General features: G+C 67.6%; 16 protein-coding genes. 12 read left to right on the top strand and 4 right to left on the bottom strand.

Going from position 1 to position 18,272, the window contains the following annotated elements; translation table 11 throughout:
• Positions 1 to 79 precede the first annotated feature (79 nt).
• The 6 genes from ACTJJM_RS13395 to ACTJJM_RS13370 all read left to right on the top strand — a co-directional run bounded on the left by ACTJJM_RS13395 (position 80) and on the right by ACTJJM_RS13370 (position 6,755).
• Positions 80 to 2,140, top strand: a complete 2,061-nt coding sequence (locus tag ACTJJM_RS13395; RefSeq protein ID WP_043400992.1) for a FimV/HubP family polar landmark protein — start codon at positions 80 to 82, stop codon at positions 2,138 to 2,140.
• Between the two features lie 26 nt (positions 2,141 to 2,166).
• On the top strand, positions 2,167 to 2,529 hold the full coding sequence (locus tag ACTJJM_RS13390; protein WP_032952441.1) for a VOC family protein: 363 nt from the start codon (positions 2,167 to 2,169) through the stop codon (positions 2,527 to 2,529).
• A gap of 32 nt (positions 2,530 to 2,561) precedes the next feature.
• Entirely contained in the window at positions 2,562 to 3,332 is a 771-nt protein-coding gene (truA, locus tag ACTJJM_RS13385; protein ID WP_010483055.1) for a tRNA pseudouridine(38-40) synthase TruA, read from the top strand.
• Complete coding sequence (locus ACTJJM_RS13380) at positions 3,329 to 3,985, top strand: phosphoribosylanthranilate isomerase (RefSeq protein WP_010483057.1); 657 nt, start codon at positions 3,329 to 3,331, stop codon at positions 3,983 to 3,985. The genes truA and ACTJJM_RS13380 overlap by 4 nt, the downstream gene beginning before the upstream one ends.
• 187 nt (positions 3,986 to 4,172) lie before the next feature.
• Positions 4,173 to 4,850, top strand: a complete 678-nt coding sequence (locus ACTJJM_RS13375) for a hypothetical protein (protein WP_010483059.1) — start codon at positions 4,173 to 4,175, stop codon at positions 4,848 to 4,850.
• A gap of 48 nt (positions 4,851 to 4,898) precedes the next feature.
• Positions 4,899 to 6,755 (top strand): C40 family peptidase, encoded by a 1,857-nt coding sequence (locus ACTJJM_RS13370; protein ID WP_010483061.1) that lies wholly within the window; start codon positions 4,899 to 4,901, stop codon positions 6,753 to 6,755.
• A gap of 48 nt (positions 6,756 to 6,803) precedes the next feature.
• Here ACTJJM_RS13370 and ACTJJM_RS13365 read toward each other — a convergent pair whose 3' ends face one another.
• Positions 6,804 to 7,691 (bottom strand): LysR family transcriptional regulator, encoded by an 888-nt coding sequence (locus tag ACTJJM_RS13365; RefSeq protein WP_010483064.1) that lies wholly within the window; start codon positions 7,689 to 7,691, stop codon positions 6,804 to 6,806.
• A gap of 96 nt (positions 7,692 to 7,787) precedes the next feature.
• Here ACTJJM_RS13365 and trpB point away from each other — a divergent pair, with 96 nt between their 5' ends.
• The 5 genes from trpB (at position 7,788) to glmM (ending at position 12,942) form a co-directional block, all read left to right on the top strand.
• Positions 7,788 to 9,005 (top strand): tryptophan synthase subunit beta, encoded by a 1,218-nt coding sequence (gene trpB, locus ACTJJM_RS13360; protein WP_010483065.1) that lies wholly within the window; start codon positions 7,788 to 7,790, stop codon positions 9,003 to 9,005.
• Positions 9,002 to 9,679, top strand: a complete 678-nt coding sequence (locus ACTJJM_RS13355) for a hypothetical protein (protein ID WP_043400989.1) — start codon at positions 9,002 to 9,004, stop codon at positions 9,677 to 9,679. The genes trpB and ACTJJM_RS13355 overlap by 4 nt, the downstream gene beginning before the upstream one ends.
• Before the next feature lies 1 nt (position 9,680).
• The gene (trpA, locus tag ACTJJM_RS13350) at positions 9,681 to 10,490 is read left to right on the top strand and encodes a tryptophan synthase subunit alpha (RefSeq protein ID WP_010483070.1); all 810 of its coding nucleotides are present in this window, start codon (positions 9,681 to 9,683) and stop codon (positions 10,488 to 10,490) included.
• A 215-nt stretch (positions 10,491 to 10,705) separates the two neighbouring features.
• Positions 10,706 to 11,581, top strand: a complete 876-nt coding sequence (accD, locus tag ACTJJM_RS13345; RefSeq protein WP_005410473.1) for an acetyl-CoA carboxylase, carboxyltransferase subunit beta — start codon at positions 10,706 to 10,708, stop codon at positions 11,579 to 11,581.
• The gene (glmM, locus tag ACTJJM_RS13340) at positions 11,581 to 12,942 is read left to right on the top strand and encodes a phosphoglucosamine mutase (protein ID WP_010483073.1); all 1,362 of its coding nucleotides are present in this window, start codon (positions 11,581 to 11,583) and stop codon (positions 12,940 to 12,942) included. Before accD ends, glmM begins: the two co-directional genes overlap by 1 nt.
• Before the next feature lie 81 nt (positions 12,943 to 13,023).
• Here the strand turns inward: glmM and ACTJJM_RS13335 are convergent, their stop codons facing one another.
• From ACTJJM_RS13335 to ACTJJM_RS13325, 3 genes are read right to left on the bottom strand one after another with little or no spacing between them, the layout of a single operon-like run.
• Complete coding sequence (locus ACTJJM_RS13335) at positions 13,024 to 13,881, bottom strand: polysaccharide deacetylase family protein (RefSeq protein ID WP_053443340.1); 858 nt, start codon at positions 13,879 to 13,881, stop codon at positions 13,024 to 13,026.
• A complete protein-coding gene (locus tag ACTJJM_RS13330) occupies positions 13,874 to 15,019 on the bottom strand; it encodes a glycosyltransferase family 4 protein (protein ID WP_440865755.1) in 1,146 nt (381 codons plus the stop codon). The genes ACTJJM_RS13335 and ACTJJM_RS13330 overlap by 8 nt, the downstream gene beginning before the upstream one ends.
• A gap of 20 nt (positions 15,020 to 15,039) precedes the next feature.
• Positions 15,040 to 16,926 carry a DUF3413 domain-containing protein gene (locus ACTJJM_RS13325; protein ID WP_440865753.1) on the bottom strand — a complete coding sequence of 629 codons (1,887 nt, stop codon included), beginning with the start codon at positions 16,924 to 16,926 and terminating at the stop codon, positions 15,040 to 15,042.
• Between the two features lie 194 nt (positions 16,927 to 17,120).
• Here ACTJJM_RS13325 and ACTJJM_RS13320 point away from each other — a divergent pair, with 194 nt between their 5' ends.
• On the top strand, positions 17,121 to 18,056 hold the full coding sequence (locus tag ACTJJM_RS13320; protein WP_010483082.1) for an isopenicillin N synthase family dioxygenase: 936 nt from the start codon (positions 17,121 to 17,123) through the stop codon (positions 18,054 to 18,056).
• Positions 18,057 to 18,272 lie beyond the last annotated feature (216 nt).

Here is an 18,272-nt window from a genome sequence, read left to right as displayed (position 1 = left end):
GGCTCAGGCCATGCAGCCGAGCATGGGCTCGGCTCTACATGGGTGCGGACCCCGGTCCGCACGCTTTATAGTGTCGCCCATGAATAAACGGGCCAAGGGCGCAAAGCGCCCGCTCACCTATCTGTCCGCCGCACTGCTCGCCTTGGCCAGCAGTTCGGCGCTCGCCCTGGGGTTGGGTGACATCCGGGTCCTGTCCAAGCCGGGCCAGCCCCTGCTGGCTGAAATCCCGGTGGTCTCGGCCGATCCGTCCGAGCTGGAAAACCTGCGGGTGGCGCTTGCCTCACCGGTCACCTTCGAACGTGTCGGCCTGCAGCGGCCAACCGGACTGGTCAGTGAACTGCAGTTCGAACTGACCCGCGACACGCAGGGCAGGGCAGTGGTGCGCGTCACCTCGCAGGCGCCGGTGGAGACGCCGTCGCTGAGCTTCCTGATCGAAGCCGACTGGGGTCAGGGCCGCCTGGTGCGTGAGTACTCGGCGCTGGTCGATGCGCCGCCCAGTGCGCTGGCCGTGGCCGAGCCGGAGATCGTCGCACCGGCCGGCACGCTCTCCAATACCATCGTGCGCGAACCTGCACCGGCTTCGGCAACGGTGCCGGCAGCAGAGACGCCCACTACGCCGCCATCTGCGGTGGTGCCTGCACCGGCACGCCCGCGTGCGGCCTCCGCGCCGGTTGCTGCACCGGCGGCCGATGGCAGCATCACCGTGCAGCGCGGGCAGACCCTGTCGCAGATCGCCAGTGCAGTGGCACGTGGCAACCAGGTCAGTCGCGACCGCGCGATGATCGCCCTGCTGCGTGCCAATCCCGAAGCCTTCATCCGGGGCAACGTCAACCTGCTCAAGCAGGGGGCGGTGCTGCGCATGCCAGGCAGCGATGCGCTTGCTGCGGTCGACGCTGCCGAAGCGGCGACGCTCGTGCGCGAGCACGCTGCGCAATGGCGGCAGGCGCGTACCGTGCCGCAACCCGCGGGTACCGTCGCCCCGGTCGCCAAGGCCGCAACCACGAACGCTTCTTCCCCGCCTGCCGCCAACGGGGCACGACTTGAGATCGCTCCGGCGCTGGCGTCCGACGCCGCGCACGCGGGCACAACCACCGGCACCGCTGCCGGCAGCGAGGGTGACATGCTGGGCAACGAACAACTGCGCCAGGCGCGTGAGGACATCGCCACCCGCGATGCCGAGATCGGCGAGCTGAAGCAGCGCGTGGCCGACCTTGAGAAACTCAAGGAACAGCAGCAGTCGCTGATCGCGATGAAGGACAACGACCTGGCCGCCGCGCAGCAGCGCCTGGCGCAGGCACCGGATGCCCGCGATGCGGCAACGCCGTGGTACTGGCTGGGGCTGCCGGTACTGCTGCTGGCGGCGGGCGCGGCCTGGCTGCTGCGTCGTCGCAAGCCGTCGCCGCTGCCGCCGCTGCGTGAGGAAGACGATGCCGCCGGCCTGACCGCGGCGGTGCCGGCGGGTGCGGCGCTGGATACGCTGGCCGAGCAGTCCTCATGGTCGTCGGCTGTTGCCGACAATGGCCGCCAGGAACCGGCGATGCCCGCCTGGGCCACCGAAACCGAAGTGCATGACGTGGTGGTCGCCGAACCCGTTGCCGAGGACCTGGCGCGGGCCGGCTGGCAGACCGACAGGCTGCGCGAGGAGGACGCGGTGGCATTGCCCGAAGCGGTGACCGATCTGCCGCGCTGGGACGATCCCGCAACCACCGGCGACGAGGGTGTCGTCGCCGAGCCGCTGCAGGACGAGCGCGTTGCACCGCAGGCGCCGGTCGAAGTGGTGGTGCCGGACTACGCACTGCATGCCGAACAGCAGCCGCAGTTCCGCGGCGTGTTCGATCTGCCGGCCGACGCGCATGAGAACGAGGCTCCGGTGGACGCCGCCCGTCGCGAAGCCATCGACGGCATCGACCATGGCGCCGTCGAGGCCTCTCATTCCGACGACATCGCGTCGAGCGCGGCTGCGCCTGCCGGCGACGCGGGCTGGTCGCCACGTGCCGGCCAGGAGCGCCTGGAACTGGCCATTGCCTACCTCGATCTGGGCGACGCACAGACCGCGCGCACCCTGTTGCTGGAAGTCGCCGAAGGCGGCGACCTGCACAGCCAGGCCCAGGCCCGCGAACTGCTGGCGCGCCTGCCGTGACCGAACCTGCCGACAAGGGCCTTGCCATGAGCCGCGAACGCCGCATCGACTACGTTGAATTCGCGTCCAGCGACCCGGCCGCCAGCCGCGCCTTCTTCGAGAAGGTGTTCGACTGGTCGTTTGTCGACTACGGCAGCGACTACACGGCGTTCGACGATGGCCGCCTGCAGGGCGGCTTCTTCCGCGGCCAGCCGCAGCGGGCCAGCGACAGCGGTGCACCGCTGCTGGTGCTGTATGCCGACCAGTTGGCACCGGTCGAGGCCGCCGTGCGCGACGCCGGCGGCGAGATCGTGCGCCCGGTGTTCTCCTTCCCCGGTGGCAGCCGCTTCCAGTTCGTCGAGCCCGGTGGCAACGAACTGGCGGTCTGGTCCGAACGCGATCCGGCCTGAGCGCCGCCCCATCCGCAACATCGAGGTAGCACATGCGTTATGCGCTTGGCGTCGAGTACGACGGCAGCGATTTCAGGGGCTGGCAGAACCTGGGCGAGGGTGGTCCCAGCGTGCAGGCCAGCCTCGAGCAGGCCCTGTCATCGGTGGCTGATGCGCCGCTGCAGGTGGTCTGCGCCGGCCGCACCGATGCCGGCGTGCATGGCCAGTGCCAGGTCGTGCATTTCGATACCGACGTGGTGCGCGATCCGCGCGCCTGGATGCTCGGCACCACCACCCGCCTGCCGCGCTCGATCGCGGTGCGCTGGTGCGTGCCGGTGGCCGATGATTTCCACGCCCGCTTCTCCGCACGTGCGCGCCGCTACCGCTATCGGCTGCTCAACCGTGAGGTACGGCCGGCACTGGACCGGCAGACCCTGAGCTGGGAGCGCCGGGCGCTGGACGAGACCCTGATGCACGCCGCCGGCCAGGCCCTGCTTGGCGAGAACGACTTCAGCGCGTTCCGTTCGGTGCAGTGCCAGGCGCTGCATGCGCGGCGTGAACTGCAGTCGTTGCAGGTCAGCCGCGATGGCGAAGTGATCGAAGTCGCAGTACGTGGCAATGCATTTCTTCATCACATGGTCCGCAATATCGTCGGATCGTTGATCCTGGTGGGCAGCGGTGAAAAACCGGTGGAATGGATCGCCGAACTGCTGGCCGGGCGCGACCGCACCGTAGCTGGTCCCACCGCACCGCCGCAGGGCCTGGTGTTCCTTGGGCCCCTGTACCCCGACAACTGGCATCTGCCCGCCGAGGTCACGCTATGAGCCGTTCCTACTACCGTACGCGCATCAAGTTCTGTGGAATGACCCGTGCTGGCGACGTCCGCCTGGCCGGTGAGCTGGGCGTGGACGCAGTGGGTTTCATCTTTGCCCGCGAGAGCAGCCGCCGGGTCGCACCGGCTGAGGCCCGCGCGATGCGCCAGGCGATCGCACCGATGGTCGACGTGGTGGCGCTGTTCCGCAACAACAGCAAGGAAGAAGTGCGCGAGGTCCTGCGCACGGTGCGGCCGACCCTGCTGCAGTTCCACGGTGAGGAAGACGAGAGCTTCTGCCGCAGCTTCAACATGCCTTACCTGAAGGCGATCGCCATGGGGGGTCGTGAAGAGGTCAACGCCCGCACCCTGCAGCTACGCTATCCCAGCGCTGCCGGCTTCCTGTTCGACAGCCACGCCCCGGGTGGTGGCGGCGGCACCGGCGTGGCATTCGACTGGGGCCGCGTTCCGACCGGATTGCACCGGCCGTTCCTGCTGGCCGGTGGCCTGAACCCGGAAAATGTCTACGACGCCGTGCTGGCGACGCTGCCGTGGGGCGTGGACGTCTCCAGTGGCATCGAACTGGAGCCGGGCATCAAGGATGGCTACAGGATGCGCACCTTCGTCGAGGAAGTGCGTCGCGCGGATTGCACCGTTCTGGAGTGATCCGCGTCACCTTAGTGTGATGGGAGTCACGCTTCCGGGTAATTCAGGTTCCAGCGCCAAAAAGTCGACACCCCCCGAACATCTGATCGGACACAATGCGCCCAGCCTTACCTGGCCGGGTGCGATGCCGTGTGCGTGTCGCTGGCCGCACCCTTGAGATATGCCCTACCTTTCGAACGAGGACGCAATGGATATGCCCCATCTTTCTTCCCACCGTCTCGGCTTGGCCCGCCTGACGCTCGTGCCCGGCCTGCTGCTCGCCTTGGGCGCATGTGCGGCCGGTGACTCATCCGTCCCGACAGCGTCGGCACCGGCCGCTGCAGCACCGGCGGCCGCACCTGCCGCAGCGCCGGCCACGGCTCCGGCTGCCGACGGCCTGGCTGCGCTGATTCAGGCCAGTGGCGTGAAATGCAGCAACGCCAGTACGGGCAGCGGCTGCACGGCCGGTGATGTGGACAGCGGCGATTTCTACGATGTTGAACTGTCGCCGGACTGTGGCGACCAGGGTTTCTTCGCCGGCGTAGCCGACGCCAAAGGCGTGGAAACGTTGAATGCGGTGCCATCCACCGGCAGCAAGGCCAGCGTGACCGCGAAGCTGTCGAAGGGGCAGCTGGTCTGCGTGCAGGGCATCGGGCGCACCGGACAGAATCCCCTGTTCTATTACGTCGTTGCGGTTCCCGCCGCGACGGTCGGCAAGTGCAAGGGCAACACGTTGTGTGACACCTATGGCGACAGGCCGATCACTGGCTTGGCCAGCACAGGGGGCGAGGCCTGCCATGCGGCGGCGCCGGGACGTTACGCCGGGAACTGCGCACAGGGCTGGGTCAGTGCGGACGTGCTCGACGTGTTTTCCAACGGAATGTAATCACCGCCAGGGGAGCGGTCCAATCAACCACTGGCAAAGGAACAGCTCATGTCGGATCCAAAAATCACCCGGCTGGTCAGCAGCGTAGGTACCACGCGCACGCTGGAAATGGACGATGGCAGTGTCATCGAACGATCAGGTGGCAGCGTCTCGTGGCGCAACAACAATCCTGGCAATCTCAAGTTTGAATTCGCCGGCAGCGCGGACAAGACGGTGACCAATCCGCGTACCCGCGAGCAGGCGCTGGAATCGGCGCAGGGGCGCTACAAGGGCGTGGTCGATCTCGACCAATGGGGCAACGCGGTCTTCGAAAGCTATGAAGCGGGCCGGGTGGCGAAGATCCAGCTGCTCGAACGCCGGTTCGGCGACAAGACCGTGGAGGAAATGCTGCCGAGCTACTCCACGAAGGATTACAGCGGCACCACCCACCACAAGGAGCAGGCGGCCACCATCTATGCCGAAGGCGATCGCCAGGGTGTCGATCTGCGTTCGAAGACCGTCGGCCAGATGAGCGTGCGCGAGCGTGAAGTGCTGGCCGACGGCATTCGCCGTTTCGAGGGCTGGCAGCCGGGTGAGGTTGCCACGCAGCAGCCACCCACGCGCGCACAGGCGGCCACGCCCGTGCAGGCCCAGGCCCAAACGCAGGTACAGACGCCTTCGGCAGCTGCGCCCGCGGCGGGCCAGACCGCGGCTGCAGTCGGCAGTGCCGCGCTCTACAACGAGGCCTATCAGCATTTCATGGCCTCGGGCCGCCAGTACGAATACGGGCGCCCCGACCATCCGCGTCCCGGTCGCGACAGCAGCCGGCTGGAGCGTGATCTCGATGGTGACGGACGCCTGGGCGTGGATTGCTCGGCATTCGTATGGCGTGGCCTGAAGAACGCGGGTTACGACGTGCGTGGCGAGAACGCCGCGGGGTTCACTACCTCGACGCTGTTCAATGGCGCGAACACGACCGCTTACGCACGCGAGCATTTCGACGTGACCTCGGCTGCCGAAGCACGCAAGCCGAACGGATCGCTGAAGCAGGGCGACATCCTGATGTTCTCCTCGTCGCAGGGCCAGCATGTCGGTATTTTCAAAGGCTACGACGCGCAGGGAAACATCCAGTTCATCGGTTCGCAGGGAAGCACGGGGCCGGCCGAAGTCACCATCCGGCCGGGCGGGTACTGGGATGGCGGAAGCACCCGCATCGTTGGTGCGCTGACACCGAAGCCGGAATTCCAGGTGCGCGCGCCGCTGCATGGCAATGGCGAACCTGCGCTGTCCCGGCCTGGCGCCACCGTGCAGCCGGCTGCATCACACCCTGCGGCCAGCGAGGTGATGAAGCAGGGGCAGCGTGGCACCGACGTGCAGGCGTTGCAGCAGACCCTCAATCAGCTCGGCGTGCGTGATGCGCAGGGCCATCGGTTGTCGGAGGATGGCCGTTTCGGTGACCACACCCGCGAAGCGGTGATCGCGTTCCAGAAGCAGCAGGGGCTGGCGGCCGATGGAATTGTCGGTCGCCAGACCACTGCCGCACTGGCGGCGGGCCGTGCGCAGGGCCATGAACCTGCAGCGGCTGCGCCGAAGGGGCCGTCGCTGAACGATGCATCGCATCCGGACCACGCACTGCACAACGCCGTCCGCAGCAAGCTTCCCAGCGTGTTTTCCGAAGAGGCTGCGGCCAATATCACCCTGCATGCAAAGCAGAACGGTATCGACGCGGCCGACAAGCTGCAGAGCATCACGGTGCAGGATGGCAAGGCGTTCGTGATGGGCACGACGCCGGGCTTCCGCACCGCTGTCGATCTGGCCCAGGCGCCGCCGTCGCTGGAGCAGACCAGTGCCAAGCTGCTGGCAGATCCGTCGCACCAGCAGCAGGTGCATGAGGAGCAGCAGCGGGTCGCGATGGGCGGTCGCTGAGGCCTGCGTTGCCGGCTCCGGGAGGTGAATGCCGCCCGGGGCCTCGTCTCATCGCAGTTGCGCTGCTGCCCACTCGGCCAGGGCGTCCACCCTTGCATCGGCCGGGCCATCCGGCCGTGCCAGCACCCAGAAGCCGCCGGTGGCGGCAAACCCCCACGGTGCGACCAGCCGGCCTGCTGCCAGATCTTCGGCTACCAGCGGCTCGGGCGCGATCGCCGGGCCCAGCCCGGCGACTGCTGCTTCCAGCAGGTAATAGAGATGTTCGAAAGCGGTGCCCAGCTGCAGCTTTGCTGGGTCCAGGCGATGTGCCTGCGCCCATGCCGGCCACGCCTGTGGCCGCGAGCTGGTGTGCAGCACTGTTTCCTGCAGCAGTGCCGAGGGCGGTGCCTGCCGCAGGCGCTGCGCCGCCGGATGTGACGGGGCCACCACCACGCCCACCCGCTCCGGTGCCAGCTCGCGGACCTGCCAGCCCCGTGGCCACGGACCCTGCGCCAGCAGCAGCACGGCGTCCAGCGCCGCCTGTGCTTCGGTGAAGCTGCCATCCAGCGCCGACCACTGCAGGCGCACGCCGGGCAGGGCGGCCTGCAGCACGGGCAGGCGCGGAATCATCCAGCGCGCCAGTACGCTGCCGCTGCAGCCCAGTACCAGTGCTGGGTAGGCCGCTGGCCGGCGCAGCTCGCGCACGCAGTCCTCGATCCCGCCGAAGGCCTCGCTGCACGCCGCCTGCAGGCGGGTGCCAGCCGCTGTCAGGCGCAGCCCGCGGCCGGCACGCTGGAACAGTGCCAGGCCCAGATGATCCTCCAGCAGCTTCAGTTGCCGACTGACCGCACCGTGGGTGACGTGCAGGTCCTGTGCGGCGCGGCCCACGCCACCGAGGCGTGCGGTGGCCTCGAACGCGCGCAGTGCATTGAGCGGCGGAAGCAGGGAACGGTTCATGTGAGATTTCCTGACGGTATGCGCCAGATAATATCCATTTTCCGGTCACGACCCGTGCGCTAGAGTATCCACCTGTCTGAACCACCGGTCGTATCCATGTCTGCCTCCCCCATTGCCGACTACCACGCCTTCCCGGATGCCCAGGGCCACTTCGGCCGCTACGGCGGCAGCTTCGTTGCCGAAACCCTGGTCGGCCCGCTGCAGGAACTGGCCCAGGCCTATGACCAGGCCCGCCAGGACCCCGAATTCCAGGCGGCCTATGACCGCGACCTGGCGCATTATGTGGGCCGGCCGAGCCCGATCTATCACGCCCAGCGCCTGAGCGATCACGTCGGCGGCGCGCAGATCCTGCTCAAGCGCGAGGACCTGAACCACACCGGCGCGCACAAGATCAACAACACCATCGGCCAGGCGCTGCTGGCCGCGCGCATGGGCAAGAAGCGCATCATTGCCGAGACCGGTGCCGGCCAGCATGGCGTGGCCAGTGCCACGGTTGCCGCGCGCCTGGGCCTGGAATGCGTGGTGTACATGGGCGCCACCGACATCGAGCGGCAGAAGATCAACGTCTACCGCATGAAGCTGCTGGGCGCGACGGTGGTACCGGTCACTTCCGGCTCGGCCACCCTGAAGGACGCGCTCAACGAAGCGATGCGCGACTGGGTGACCAACGTGCAGGACACCTTCTACATCATCGGCACCGTGGCCGGCCCCGATCCGTACCCGCGCATGGTGCGTGACTTCAACGCCATCGTCGGCCGCGAAGCGCGTGAGCAGATGCTGGCCGAATACGGTCGCCTGCCCGATGCGATCACCGCCTGCGTGGGCGGTGGCAGCAATGCCATCGGCCTGTTCCATGCTTTCCTCAACGATCGCCAGGTCGATATCGTCGGCGCCGAAGCTGCCGGTGATGGCATCAGCACCGGTCGCCATGCCGCCTCCATCGCGGCGGGTCGCCCCGGCGTGCTGCACGGCAACCGCACCTATGTGCTGTGCGACGACGACGGCCAGATCATCGAGACCCACTCGGTGTCGGCCGGCCTGGACTACCCGGGCGTCGGCCCGGAGCACGCATTCCTGGCCGATACCGGTCGTGCACGGTACCTCGGCATCACTGACGAGGAAGCGCTGCAGGCTTTCCACCTGCTGGCGCACACCGAAGGCATCCTGCCGGCACTGGAATCCAGCCATGCGCTGGCGCAGGCGATCAAGCTGGCGCGTGAGCGTCCGCGTGACCAGATCGTGCTCTGCAATCTGTCCGGCCGTGGCGACAAGGACGTGCATACCATCGCCGCGCGCGAAGGGCTGGTGCTGTGAGCGCGCTGCTGCGGAACAGTGGCGTGCTGCTGCTGGCACTGGGGTTGGCCGCGTGCCAGCCGCCGGAGCCGCCGGTGCTGGCACCGGCCGCCAAGGCCACCACGCAGCCTGTGCAGCAGGCTGCCAACGATGATCTTGACCCGATGGCGCGTACGCCCATTGTCGATGCCCCCTCCGAAGAAGGGACGAGCGGCGATGACGCGCCTGCGGTGGCTTCGGTGGCACTGGACCATGCCGGTGACGTGCTGGTTGGCCAGCACATGACTGACCTGAAGGCGCTGGGTCCCTGGAAGGCGCAGGGCGCGAAGGAATTCTTCGAAGGCGACTGCGAGTACTACGACGGCAAGGGGCTGCCGCCGGGCGTGTCGATGATGACCGACGACGACCGCGTGGTCCGTTTTGATCTGAAGCCGGGCGATGAGCCGGAACTGCCGGTCGAACAGCCGGGGCCGTTCGGCCTGCGCATCGGCATGACCCGAGCCCAGGCCGTGGCCCAGTTCCCGAAACCGCCGGTGTCCAGCCCGCATGCCTACGACGGTGACCAGGGCGAGTACCTCACCTGGCAGGACCCGGGTTCGGACCTGGGCATCCGCCTGGAACTGTTTGAAGGGAAGGTCACCCGGATGTACTGGGGGACCAGCGATGCGATTGAACTGATTGAAGGATGTGCCTGAGATGCCTGTATCCCGACTCGATGCCTGTTTCCAGCGACTGCGCGAGCAGCAGCGCAAGGCGCTGATTCCCTTCATCACTGCCGGTGATCCCTCGCTGGAGGCCACCGTGCCGGTCATGCATGCACTGGTCGATGCCGGCGCCGATGTGATCGAACTGGGCGTGCCGTTCTCCGACCCGATGGCCGATGGCCCGACCATCCAGCGCAGCTCCGAACGTGCACTGGCACGCGGGGCGGGCAGCCGCTACGTGCTGCAGGCCGTGGCGCAGTTCCGAGAGCGTGACGCGCAGACGCCGGTAGTACTGATGGGCTACCTGAACCCGGTGGAGATCCACGGCTACGCCGCCTTCGCCAAGGCGGCCGTGGAGGCCGGTGTGGATGGTGTGCTGCTGGTCGACCTGCCGCCGGAAGAAGCCGGTGAAGCGCAGCAGGCTTTCGATGCGGCCGGCCTGGCGCTGGTGCTGCTGGCCTCGCCGACCACCAGCGAGGCACGTGCCGACAAGCTGCTGGCGCTGGCCCGTGGCTATCTCTATTACGTCAGCTTTGCCGGTGTCACCGGCGCGTCCGAGCGGCTGGACAGTGATGCTGCCAGCGCCCGCCTGCAGGCCCTGCGTGCGCGCGCTTCGGTACCGGTGGTGGCTGGCTTCGGGATCAAGGATGCGGCCAGTGCGGCGGCGATGGCGCGCCAGGCCGATGGCGTGGTGGTCGGCAGTGCACTGGTGGCGGTGCTGGCCGAAGCGGGCTCGGCTGAAGAGGCCGCGCAGCGCGCTGGAGCCTTCCTGGCCCCGCTGCGGCAGGCGCTGGATGCGTAACGGTGGTGCCGGCCGCTGGCCGGCATCCTCCTGACGGCTCGCATGCAAGGGCTGCCGGCCAGCGGCCGGCACGACCCAGCACCTAAACGTACGTCCCAGCATGGTTTTTTCAGGCTGCCCCGTGGCCGGCAAGGGGGTGCACGGGCGGGGAAAGCGGAGCTAGACTGTCCGCCTTTGCGGCCCTTGGGCCGCCCTGAACGGAAGTGTCCTCCCGCATGAGTTGGCTCAGCAAGTTGATGCCGTCCGGCATCCGCACCGACAACACCCCCAGCAAGAAGCGCAGTGTCCCCGAGGGCCTGTGGGAAAAGTGCAGCAACTGCGGCAGCGCGTTGTACCGTCCGGAACTGGAAGAGAATCTGGAGGTCTGCCCGAAGTGCGGCCACCACATGGCGATCCGCGCGCGCGCGCGCCTGGCCGCCCTGTTCGACGCCGACAGCACCACCGAGATCGGTGCGCGCCTGGGGCCGACCGACCTGCTCAAGTTCAAGGACCAGAAGAAGTACAGCGAGCGCATCAAGATCGCGCAGAAGAACACCGGCGAATATGACGCGCTGATCGCCATGCGCGGCCTGCTCAAGGGCCGTGCGCTGGTGGCCTCGTCGTTCGACTTCGCCTTCATGGGCGGCTCGATGGGCTCGGTGGTGGGGGAGCGTTTCGCGCTGGCCGCCGAAACCGCAGTCGAGATCGGTGCCCCGTATGTGTGCTTCTCGCAGAGTGGCGGCGCGCGCATGCAGGAAGGCCTGTTCTCGCTGATGCAGATGGCCAAGACCTCGGCCGCGCTGGGCAAGCTGCGTGAAGCTGGCCTGCCGTACATCTCGGTGCTGACCCACCCGACCACCGGTGGCGTATCGGCCTCGTTCGCAATGCTGGGCGACATCAACATCGCCGAACCGCAGGCGCTGATCGGCTTCGCCGGCCCACGCGTGATCGAGCAGACCGTGCGCGAGAAGCTGCCGGAAGGCTTCCAGCGTTCGGAGTTCCTGCTGGAGCACGGTGCCATCGACCAGATCTGCGACCGCCGCGAGATGCGCGACCGCCTGTCCGATCTGCTGGCGATGCTGGGCCGTCAGCCGGCGCCGGAGGTGGCTTGATGGGAGGCCGCAAGTACTTCGGTACTGATGGCATCCGTGGGCGGGTCGGCCAGGGCGTGATCTCGGCCGACTTCGTGCTGCGCCTGGGCAACGCCCTGGGCCGTGTCCTGGTCGCCCAGCGCGGCCAGGACGGGCGCAGGCCGATCGTGGTGATCGGCAAGGACACCCGCATTTCCGGTTACATGTTCGAAGCGGCTCTGGAAGCAGGCCTGGTGGCCGCCGGTGCCGACGTGCAGCTGCTCGGCCCGATGCCGACCCCGGCGGTGGCATTCCTGACCCGTACGCTGGGTGTGGACGCCGGCATCGTCATCAGCGCCTCGCACAACCCGCATTACGACAACGGCATCAAGTTCTTCTCCGCCCAGGGCGAGAAACTCGACGACGCCACCGAACTGGCCCTGGAAGCGGCGCTGGACATTCCGTTCACCACCGCCGAATCGGAGAAGCTGGGCAAGGCGTCGCGCGCGCGCGAGGCGGTCGGCCGCTACATCGAGTTCTGCAAGGCCAGCGTGCCGCGCGCGTTCGACCTGCGTGGCGTGCGCCTGGTACTGGATTGCGCACACGGCGCCACCTACCAGATCGCACCGCTGCTGTTCCGCGAACTGGGTGCCGAAGTGATCGGCATCGGGGCCGAGCCCAATGGCGTCAACATCAACGCCGGCGTGGGCTCCACCCATATCGACAACCTGGCGGCCAAGGTCCGCGAGACCCGCGCCGATCTTGGCATCGCCTTCGATGGTGATGGCGACCGTGTGCTGATGGCCGACGACCAGGGCAACCCGGTCGACGGCGATGACCTGCTGTACATCCTGGCCCGCGCCTGGAAGGACGAAGGCCGCCTGCGCGGCCCGGTGGTCGGCACGCTGATGAGCAACTACGGTGTGGAGAAGGCCTTCGCCGATCTGCAGATCCCGTTCGTGCGCAGCAACGTCGGTGACCGCTACGTCCACCAGGCATTGGTCGAGGGCGGTGGTGTACTCGGTGGCGAAGCCTCGGGCCACTTGCTGTGCCTGGACCGGGCCACCACCGGCGATGGCATTGTCAGCGCCCTGCAGGTGCTGGTCGCGCTGCGCAACAGTGGGCAGACCCTGCGCCAGGCACTGAAGGGCCTGGTACGGGTGCCGCAGAAGACCGTCAACGTGCGCCTGGGCAATGTCTCGGCCAAGGCCACGGTGCAGTCTGAAAGCGTGCAGTCCGCGCTGGCTGTGGCGCAGCAGGCCGTAGCCGGCCGTGGCCGCGCGTTCCTGCGTCCGTCCGGTACCGAGCCGGTGGTGCGGGTCACCGTGGAGGCCGATGACGCCACGCTGATGCAGCAGACGCTGGACCGCTTGTCCGCTGCGGTGCGTGAAGCCGCCAGTTGAGGCGCCTGCCCGTCGGTACAGGAAAAAAAACGCCCCGGAATCCCGGGGCGTTCTCTGTTTGCGGGCAGGGCTGTGTCGCGCCTACGGCCCCGGCACCATCTTTTTCTGGCGTGCCTTGAACCCATTGAACAGCGGCGCGATCAGCGGGTTGTAACTCAGGCGGATGCGCTTGCGCAGCCAGTTGGCCGGCCGGTTGCGGATCGCGAAACGATAGATGCGTTCCGGGTCGCCGCCGATCACGTTGCGGCCGAACGGGTGGGTGGTGTGCAGGTAGTGGAAGCCCTGCTCGCGCGCCACTTCGATGTGATCCTGGTCGAAATCACCGTACGGCCAGCACAGCGTATCGGACACGTCGCCGAGCTTGTCCTGCAGGACTTCGCGCGAGATCGCCAGATCCCGGCTGAGGCCTGCGCGGCGCTGCGCACGGTCCAGATCGTCGCGGCGCAGCCAGCGGGTATGGGTATGGGTGTGGCAATGCACTTCGAAGGTGCCGGCGGCGATGGCCGCACGTGCTTCGCTCCAGCGCATCATCACATCGTCACTGCGGTCCTGCTCGTAGATCGCTGCTTCGCAGCCACGATGGTCCGGCGTCGGCGGCAGCGTCGCCCCGGCAATGCCCGCGTGCGGACGTTCCGGGCCTTCGCCCATCCAGCCGGTGACCACGAACACCACCGCATGCATGCCGTACTTCTGCAGGATCGGATGGGCATACACCCAGTTGTCGAGGTAGCCATCGTCGAAGGTGATGACGATCGACCTGCGCGGCACCGGCTTGCCGGCCAGGAAGCCTGCGTACTGGTCCAGCGTCAGTGAGGTCCAGCCATTGCCTGCCAGCCACGCGATCTGGCTTTCGAAGTTTTCCGGCGACACGGTGATCATGCCCGGCGAGGGGCTGACATGGTGGTGCATCAGCACCGGAACGGTTCGCGCATCAGCCATGTCCCAGCTCCTTCAGCCACTGGTGGTAGTAGTGCTCGGTGGCTTCACCGTGGCCGTCCGGCGTGAAGCGATGTGCGCCGTGCATCCAGTCCCAGCCAGCGCGCCCCATCTGCCGCCGCCGTTCCGGGTCGTCCACCAGCAGGCGCAATGCACCTGTCAGGGCGGCATTGTCACCCAAACGGGTGAGGATCGCATTGCTGCCATCGACCACCATCTCCGGCACGCCACCCACTCGCGTGGCCACGATCGGTACGCCCACGTAAGCCGCTTCCAGGAACACGGTGCCGGCTGCTTCCTTGTGCGAGGCCAGTGCGAAGATGTCGAAGCCGGCCATCAGCCGGCAGGCTCCATCGCGGTAGCCGAGCAGGTGCACCTGGCGCTGCAGCCCGTGCTCGGCGCACATCGCCTGCAGTCGTTCCGTCACGGCCTGGCCATCGCCGACGATCACCAGGTGCAGGTCCGGGTTGGCCTTGCACAACGGCACCATCGCCTGCATCAGGTCGGCGTGGCCCTTGGGCTCGCGCAGCACCGCCACGCAGCCGACCACGATGTCCTGTTTGCCGAAGCCGAGCTCGGCACGTACTTGCGTGCGCACCTCCTGCAGGCACTGCCAGGGATCGGCCTTGCGGATCTCGCTCCAGCGCGGCGGAACTGCGATCGGCGGCACGATGCCGATGCGCTCGGTCGGAATGCCGCGGTCGGCCAGCAGCTGCTTGACGAAGCTGCTGACGGTCAATACCCGGTGTGGAAGCCCGGTATAGGTCAGCAGCGAATTGACCGGGCTCATCAGATGGCGCGAGCGCACCACCAGCGGCGTGCCGCCCAGGCGTGCACCGGCGGCGGCGATCAGCGCATCGCGGCGGCTGGTGGTATTGACCACGTCGTAATGTTCGCGGCGCACCAGTCGCGATACCGACCACACGCCACGCAGCAGGCGCGCCAGGCCTCCCATGCGCAGCGTATGCACGGTGAAACCGTCATCGCGTGCCAGTGTGGCCAGGCGCGCATCGGGCTGGCACAGCAACGACACCTCATGGCCACGCGCGCGCATCACCTGCATGTGCCGGAAGATGTAGATCTCCTGCCCGCCCATTCCCTTGGCGGCTTCGGTATGCAGGATGCGCAGCGGACGGTTCATGCAGGATCGGCCCTTGAAAATCAGCGGTTGCGGAAGCGGGTCAGCGCTTCCCATGCGGAGCGGATGGCGGCGGCGTCCGGAGCCTGCTGCGGCAGCGGGCGGTAGTGCCGGTCGAGCGCGGTGGCGTTGCCGAACTTGTCGAATACGTAGATGGCATCGCCATGGCGTACCGCGCGCTGCGACCAGCTCTCCACCACCAGCGCACGTTTGCCGGTGGTGGGTGCCGCCAGCAGGTCCTGGCCAGTACTGAAGTCGCTCAATGCGTTCTCGCAGCCCAGTGCGTGGCGCATCAACGTCGGCACCCAGTCCTCATGCGAACTGGTGCGCGCCTCATGGCCGCTGGCCTGGCCGGGCCAGTGCAGCACGAACGGCACCTGCAACTGGTAGTCGGAAAAATTGCCGTTGTGGCCCCAGTAGTTCAGCTTGAGGTCGTTGAACTCTTCGGCATGGTCACCGGTGACCAGCACGATGGTGTCGTCGGCCAGGCCTTGCGCGCGAAGGTCGTCCAGCAGCGAGCCGATCAGGCTGTCGGCGTAGTGCACGGCGGTGTGGTAGCGGTTGAGCTCCGGCGTCGGGTCGTGGTCCGGTCCGAAGGACAGGAAGTCGATCTCCTTGGCCATCGGTGTGGCCACCGGCGGGTAGCCGGTGGGCAGGTGGTAGCCGGCGTGGGTGGAGTCGAGGAACACGAAGCCGAACCACGGGCGCTGCGCGGCCTGGCTGGTGCGGATGTCGGTCTGCAGTGCGGCGACGATGGCTGCGTCACGCTTGTCGGGCGTCAGGGCGGAGGGGCCCTGGTGCAGCTGGTCGCGCACGTCGGCGAAGGCCGTGCGATCGAACTCCGGACTGTACAGCGGTGCACTGCCGTACAGGTGCAGGTCGTAGCCCTGCTGGCCCAGCACCTGGAACAGCTGCGAGCCGCGCTGTTCGTCCAGCATGCTCTGCCAGTAGCCGCCGGGGAGGCCGTAGAGCAGGCCGAACAGGCCGTAGCGGGTGGCATTGCCGGTGCTGAAATGCTGGTCGTACACGCGCGCGGTCCGGGCCAGTGCCGTCGTGTTGGGCATCAGCTCGGGGGTCATGGCGTCCTGACGCAGCGACTCCAGCACCACCATCAGCACATTCGGCCGGTGTGGGTTCTGGCAGCGCAGGGGGTGCAGCGGATACAGCAGCTGCGCATGGCGCGGGTCGGGCAGGCCGGCCTGCTGTTCGCTGATGACCCCGAGCCTGCGCATGAAGCTCTTGGCGGTGATCGGCTGTGCCCAGGGCAGGTAGTTCCACTGCGCGATGACGTCGCGGTCGCCGCGGGCATCGTAGTAGGCCGTGGCGACCTGGCCGCCGGCCATCAGCAGTGCAACCACGGCCCAGGCCTGCAGGACCCGGCGGCGGCGCGGCGGGGCAGGCAGCAGCTTCCAGCAGGCCCAGGCCAACAAGCCTTCGGCAGCGAAGATGGCGGCTACCAGCAGTCCGGCCTGCAGCCAGGTTTTCCACGACAACGCGACCTGGTCCTGCAGCGCACCGCCGAACACCATGTTCACGACCATGGCATTGAGGTGGAACCGATACAGAGTGAAAACCTTCGCATCAACCAGCAACAGGCACAGCCACAGGCCCTGCAGCAGCACGGCGCTGATGCTCAGCGTGCGTGCGCTGCGCGGCCACAGGCCCAGCAGCAGAGGCAGCAGGCCGGCAAGGGCGCCGAAGGCCAGCAGGTGGCCGGGCAGGGCGACGGCCAGATAGGCCAGGCCCACGCTGCCACCCGGGTTGTCGGCCAACGGCACGTTGCCGAGCGTGATCGCCATGGCCGGCAATGCGTTGCCGGCCACGAACAGCGACCACCAGGCCAGTCGTCGCCAATGGCGTGCCGGGCCGGAGGGCAGGGAGGTGTCGGCAGAAGGAGCAGCAGGACGCATGAAGGACGGAGGGGGCAGGTGGAACAGGGCGGGAGTCCCGGTTGTGACGGAATCGTTAATCCGCGCGCGGGTTGCGCATTGTATCGGTTTGTTTCTTCGTATCGAGTGGCGTCCCCGGGGCGATCTGTCACAATGTTCAGGTGGGCCATGAATGCGCTGGCCCTCCCAGACCCAACGACAAGCCAGGAACCGCTGTGAGCCAGATCCCCACCCTCGACATCACCCGTTTTGACAGCGACCGCGAGGCCTTCGTGGCCGAGCTGGGCGCGGCCTACCGCCAATGGGGATTCGCGGGCATCCGCAACCACGGCATCCCGCAGGCCGACATCGACGCTGCCTACGATGCCTTCAAGGCCTTCTTTGCCCTGCCGGAGGAGGTCAAGCGCAAGTACCACGTGGCCGGCAGCGGCGGCGCCCGCGGCTATACCCCCTTCGGCGTGGAGACCGCCAAGGGCTCCAAGCACTTCGACCTGAAGGAGTTCTGGCACATCGGTCGCGAGATCGCCGACGACTCCAAGTATCGTGACGTGATGGCGCCGAACCTGTGGCCGACCGAGGTCGAGGGCTTCCGTGAGCGCGGTTACGGGCTGTACCAGGCGCTGGATAATCTGGGTTCGCGCGTGCTGTCGGCGCTGGCCCTGCACATCGGCCTGCCGGAAGACTTCTTCGCCGACAAGACCAACTTCGGCAATTCGATCCTGCGCCCGATCCATTACCCGCCGATCACCACCGACGACATCCCGAACGTGCGTGCCGGTGCCCATGGCGACATCAACTTCATCACCCTGCTGGTCGGTGCCAGCGCCGCGGGCCTGGAAGTGCAGTCGCATGAGGGCGAGTGGGTGCCGTTTACGTCAGACGCGGACACGATCGTGGTCAACATCGGCGACATGCTGCAGCGCCTGACCAACCACGTGTATCCGTCGACGATCCACCGTGTGGTCAATCCTCCGGGTGAGCTGGCGCGCCAGCCGCGCTACTCGGTGCCGTTCTTCCTGCACCCGAACCCGGACTTCCTGATCGACGTGCTGCCGTCCTGCATCACCCCGGAGAACCCGAGCCGGTACCCGGAGGCGATCACCGCCCACGGCTTCCTCGAGGAACGCCTGCGCGAGATCAAGCTGAAGTAAAGAGAAGTGAGGCCGCCGAAAGGCGGCCTTTTTCTTTGCAGGGTTGCACCCTGCACCCGCAGAGGCCAAAGCCAAAGCCAAAGCCAAAGCGGCTCTGGGGTGTTCCGTGGGGAGGAGGGGGGGGGGGGGGGGGGGGGGGGGGGGGGGGGGGGGGGGGTAGGGGGGGGGGGGGGGGGGGGGGGGGGGGGGGGGAAAAGCACCAAGATACCCCCCCCC

The sequence above is a fragment of the Stenotrophomonas sp. 22692 genome (genome assembly GCF_052045015.1).
Lineage (GTDB): Bacteria > Pseudomonadota > Gammaproteobacteria > Xanthomonadales > Xanthomonadaceae > Stenotrophomonas > Stenotrophomonas geniculata.
This window is presented reverse-complemented; position numbering and strand designations above follow the sequence as displayed.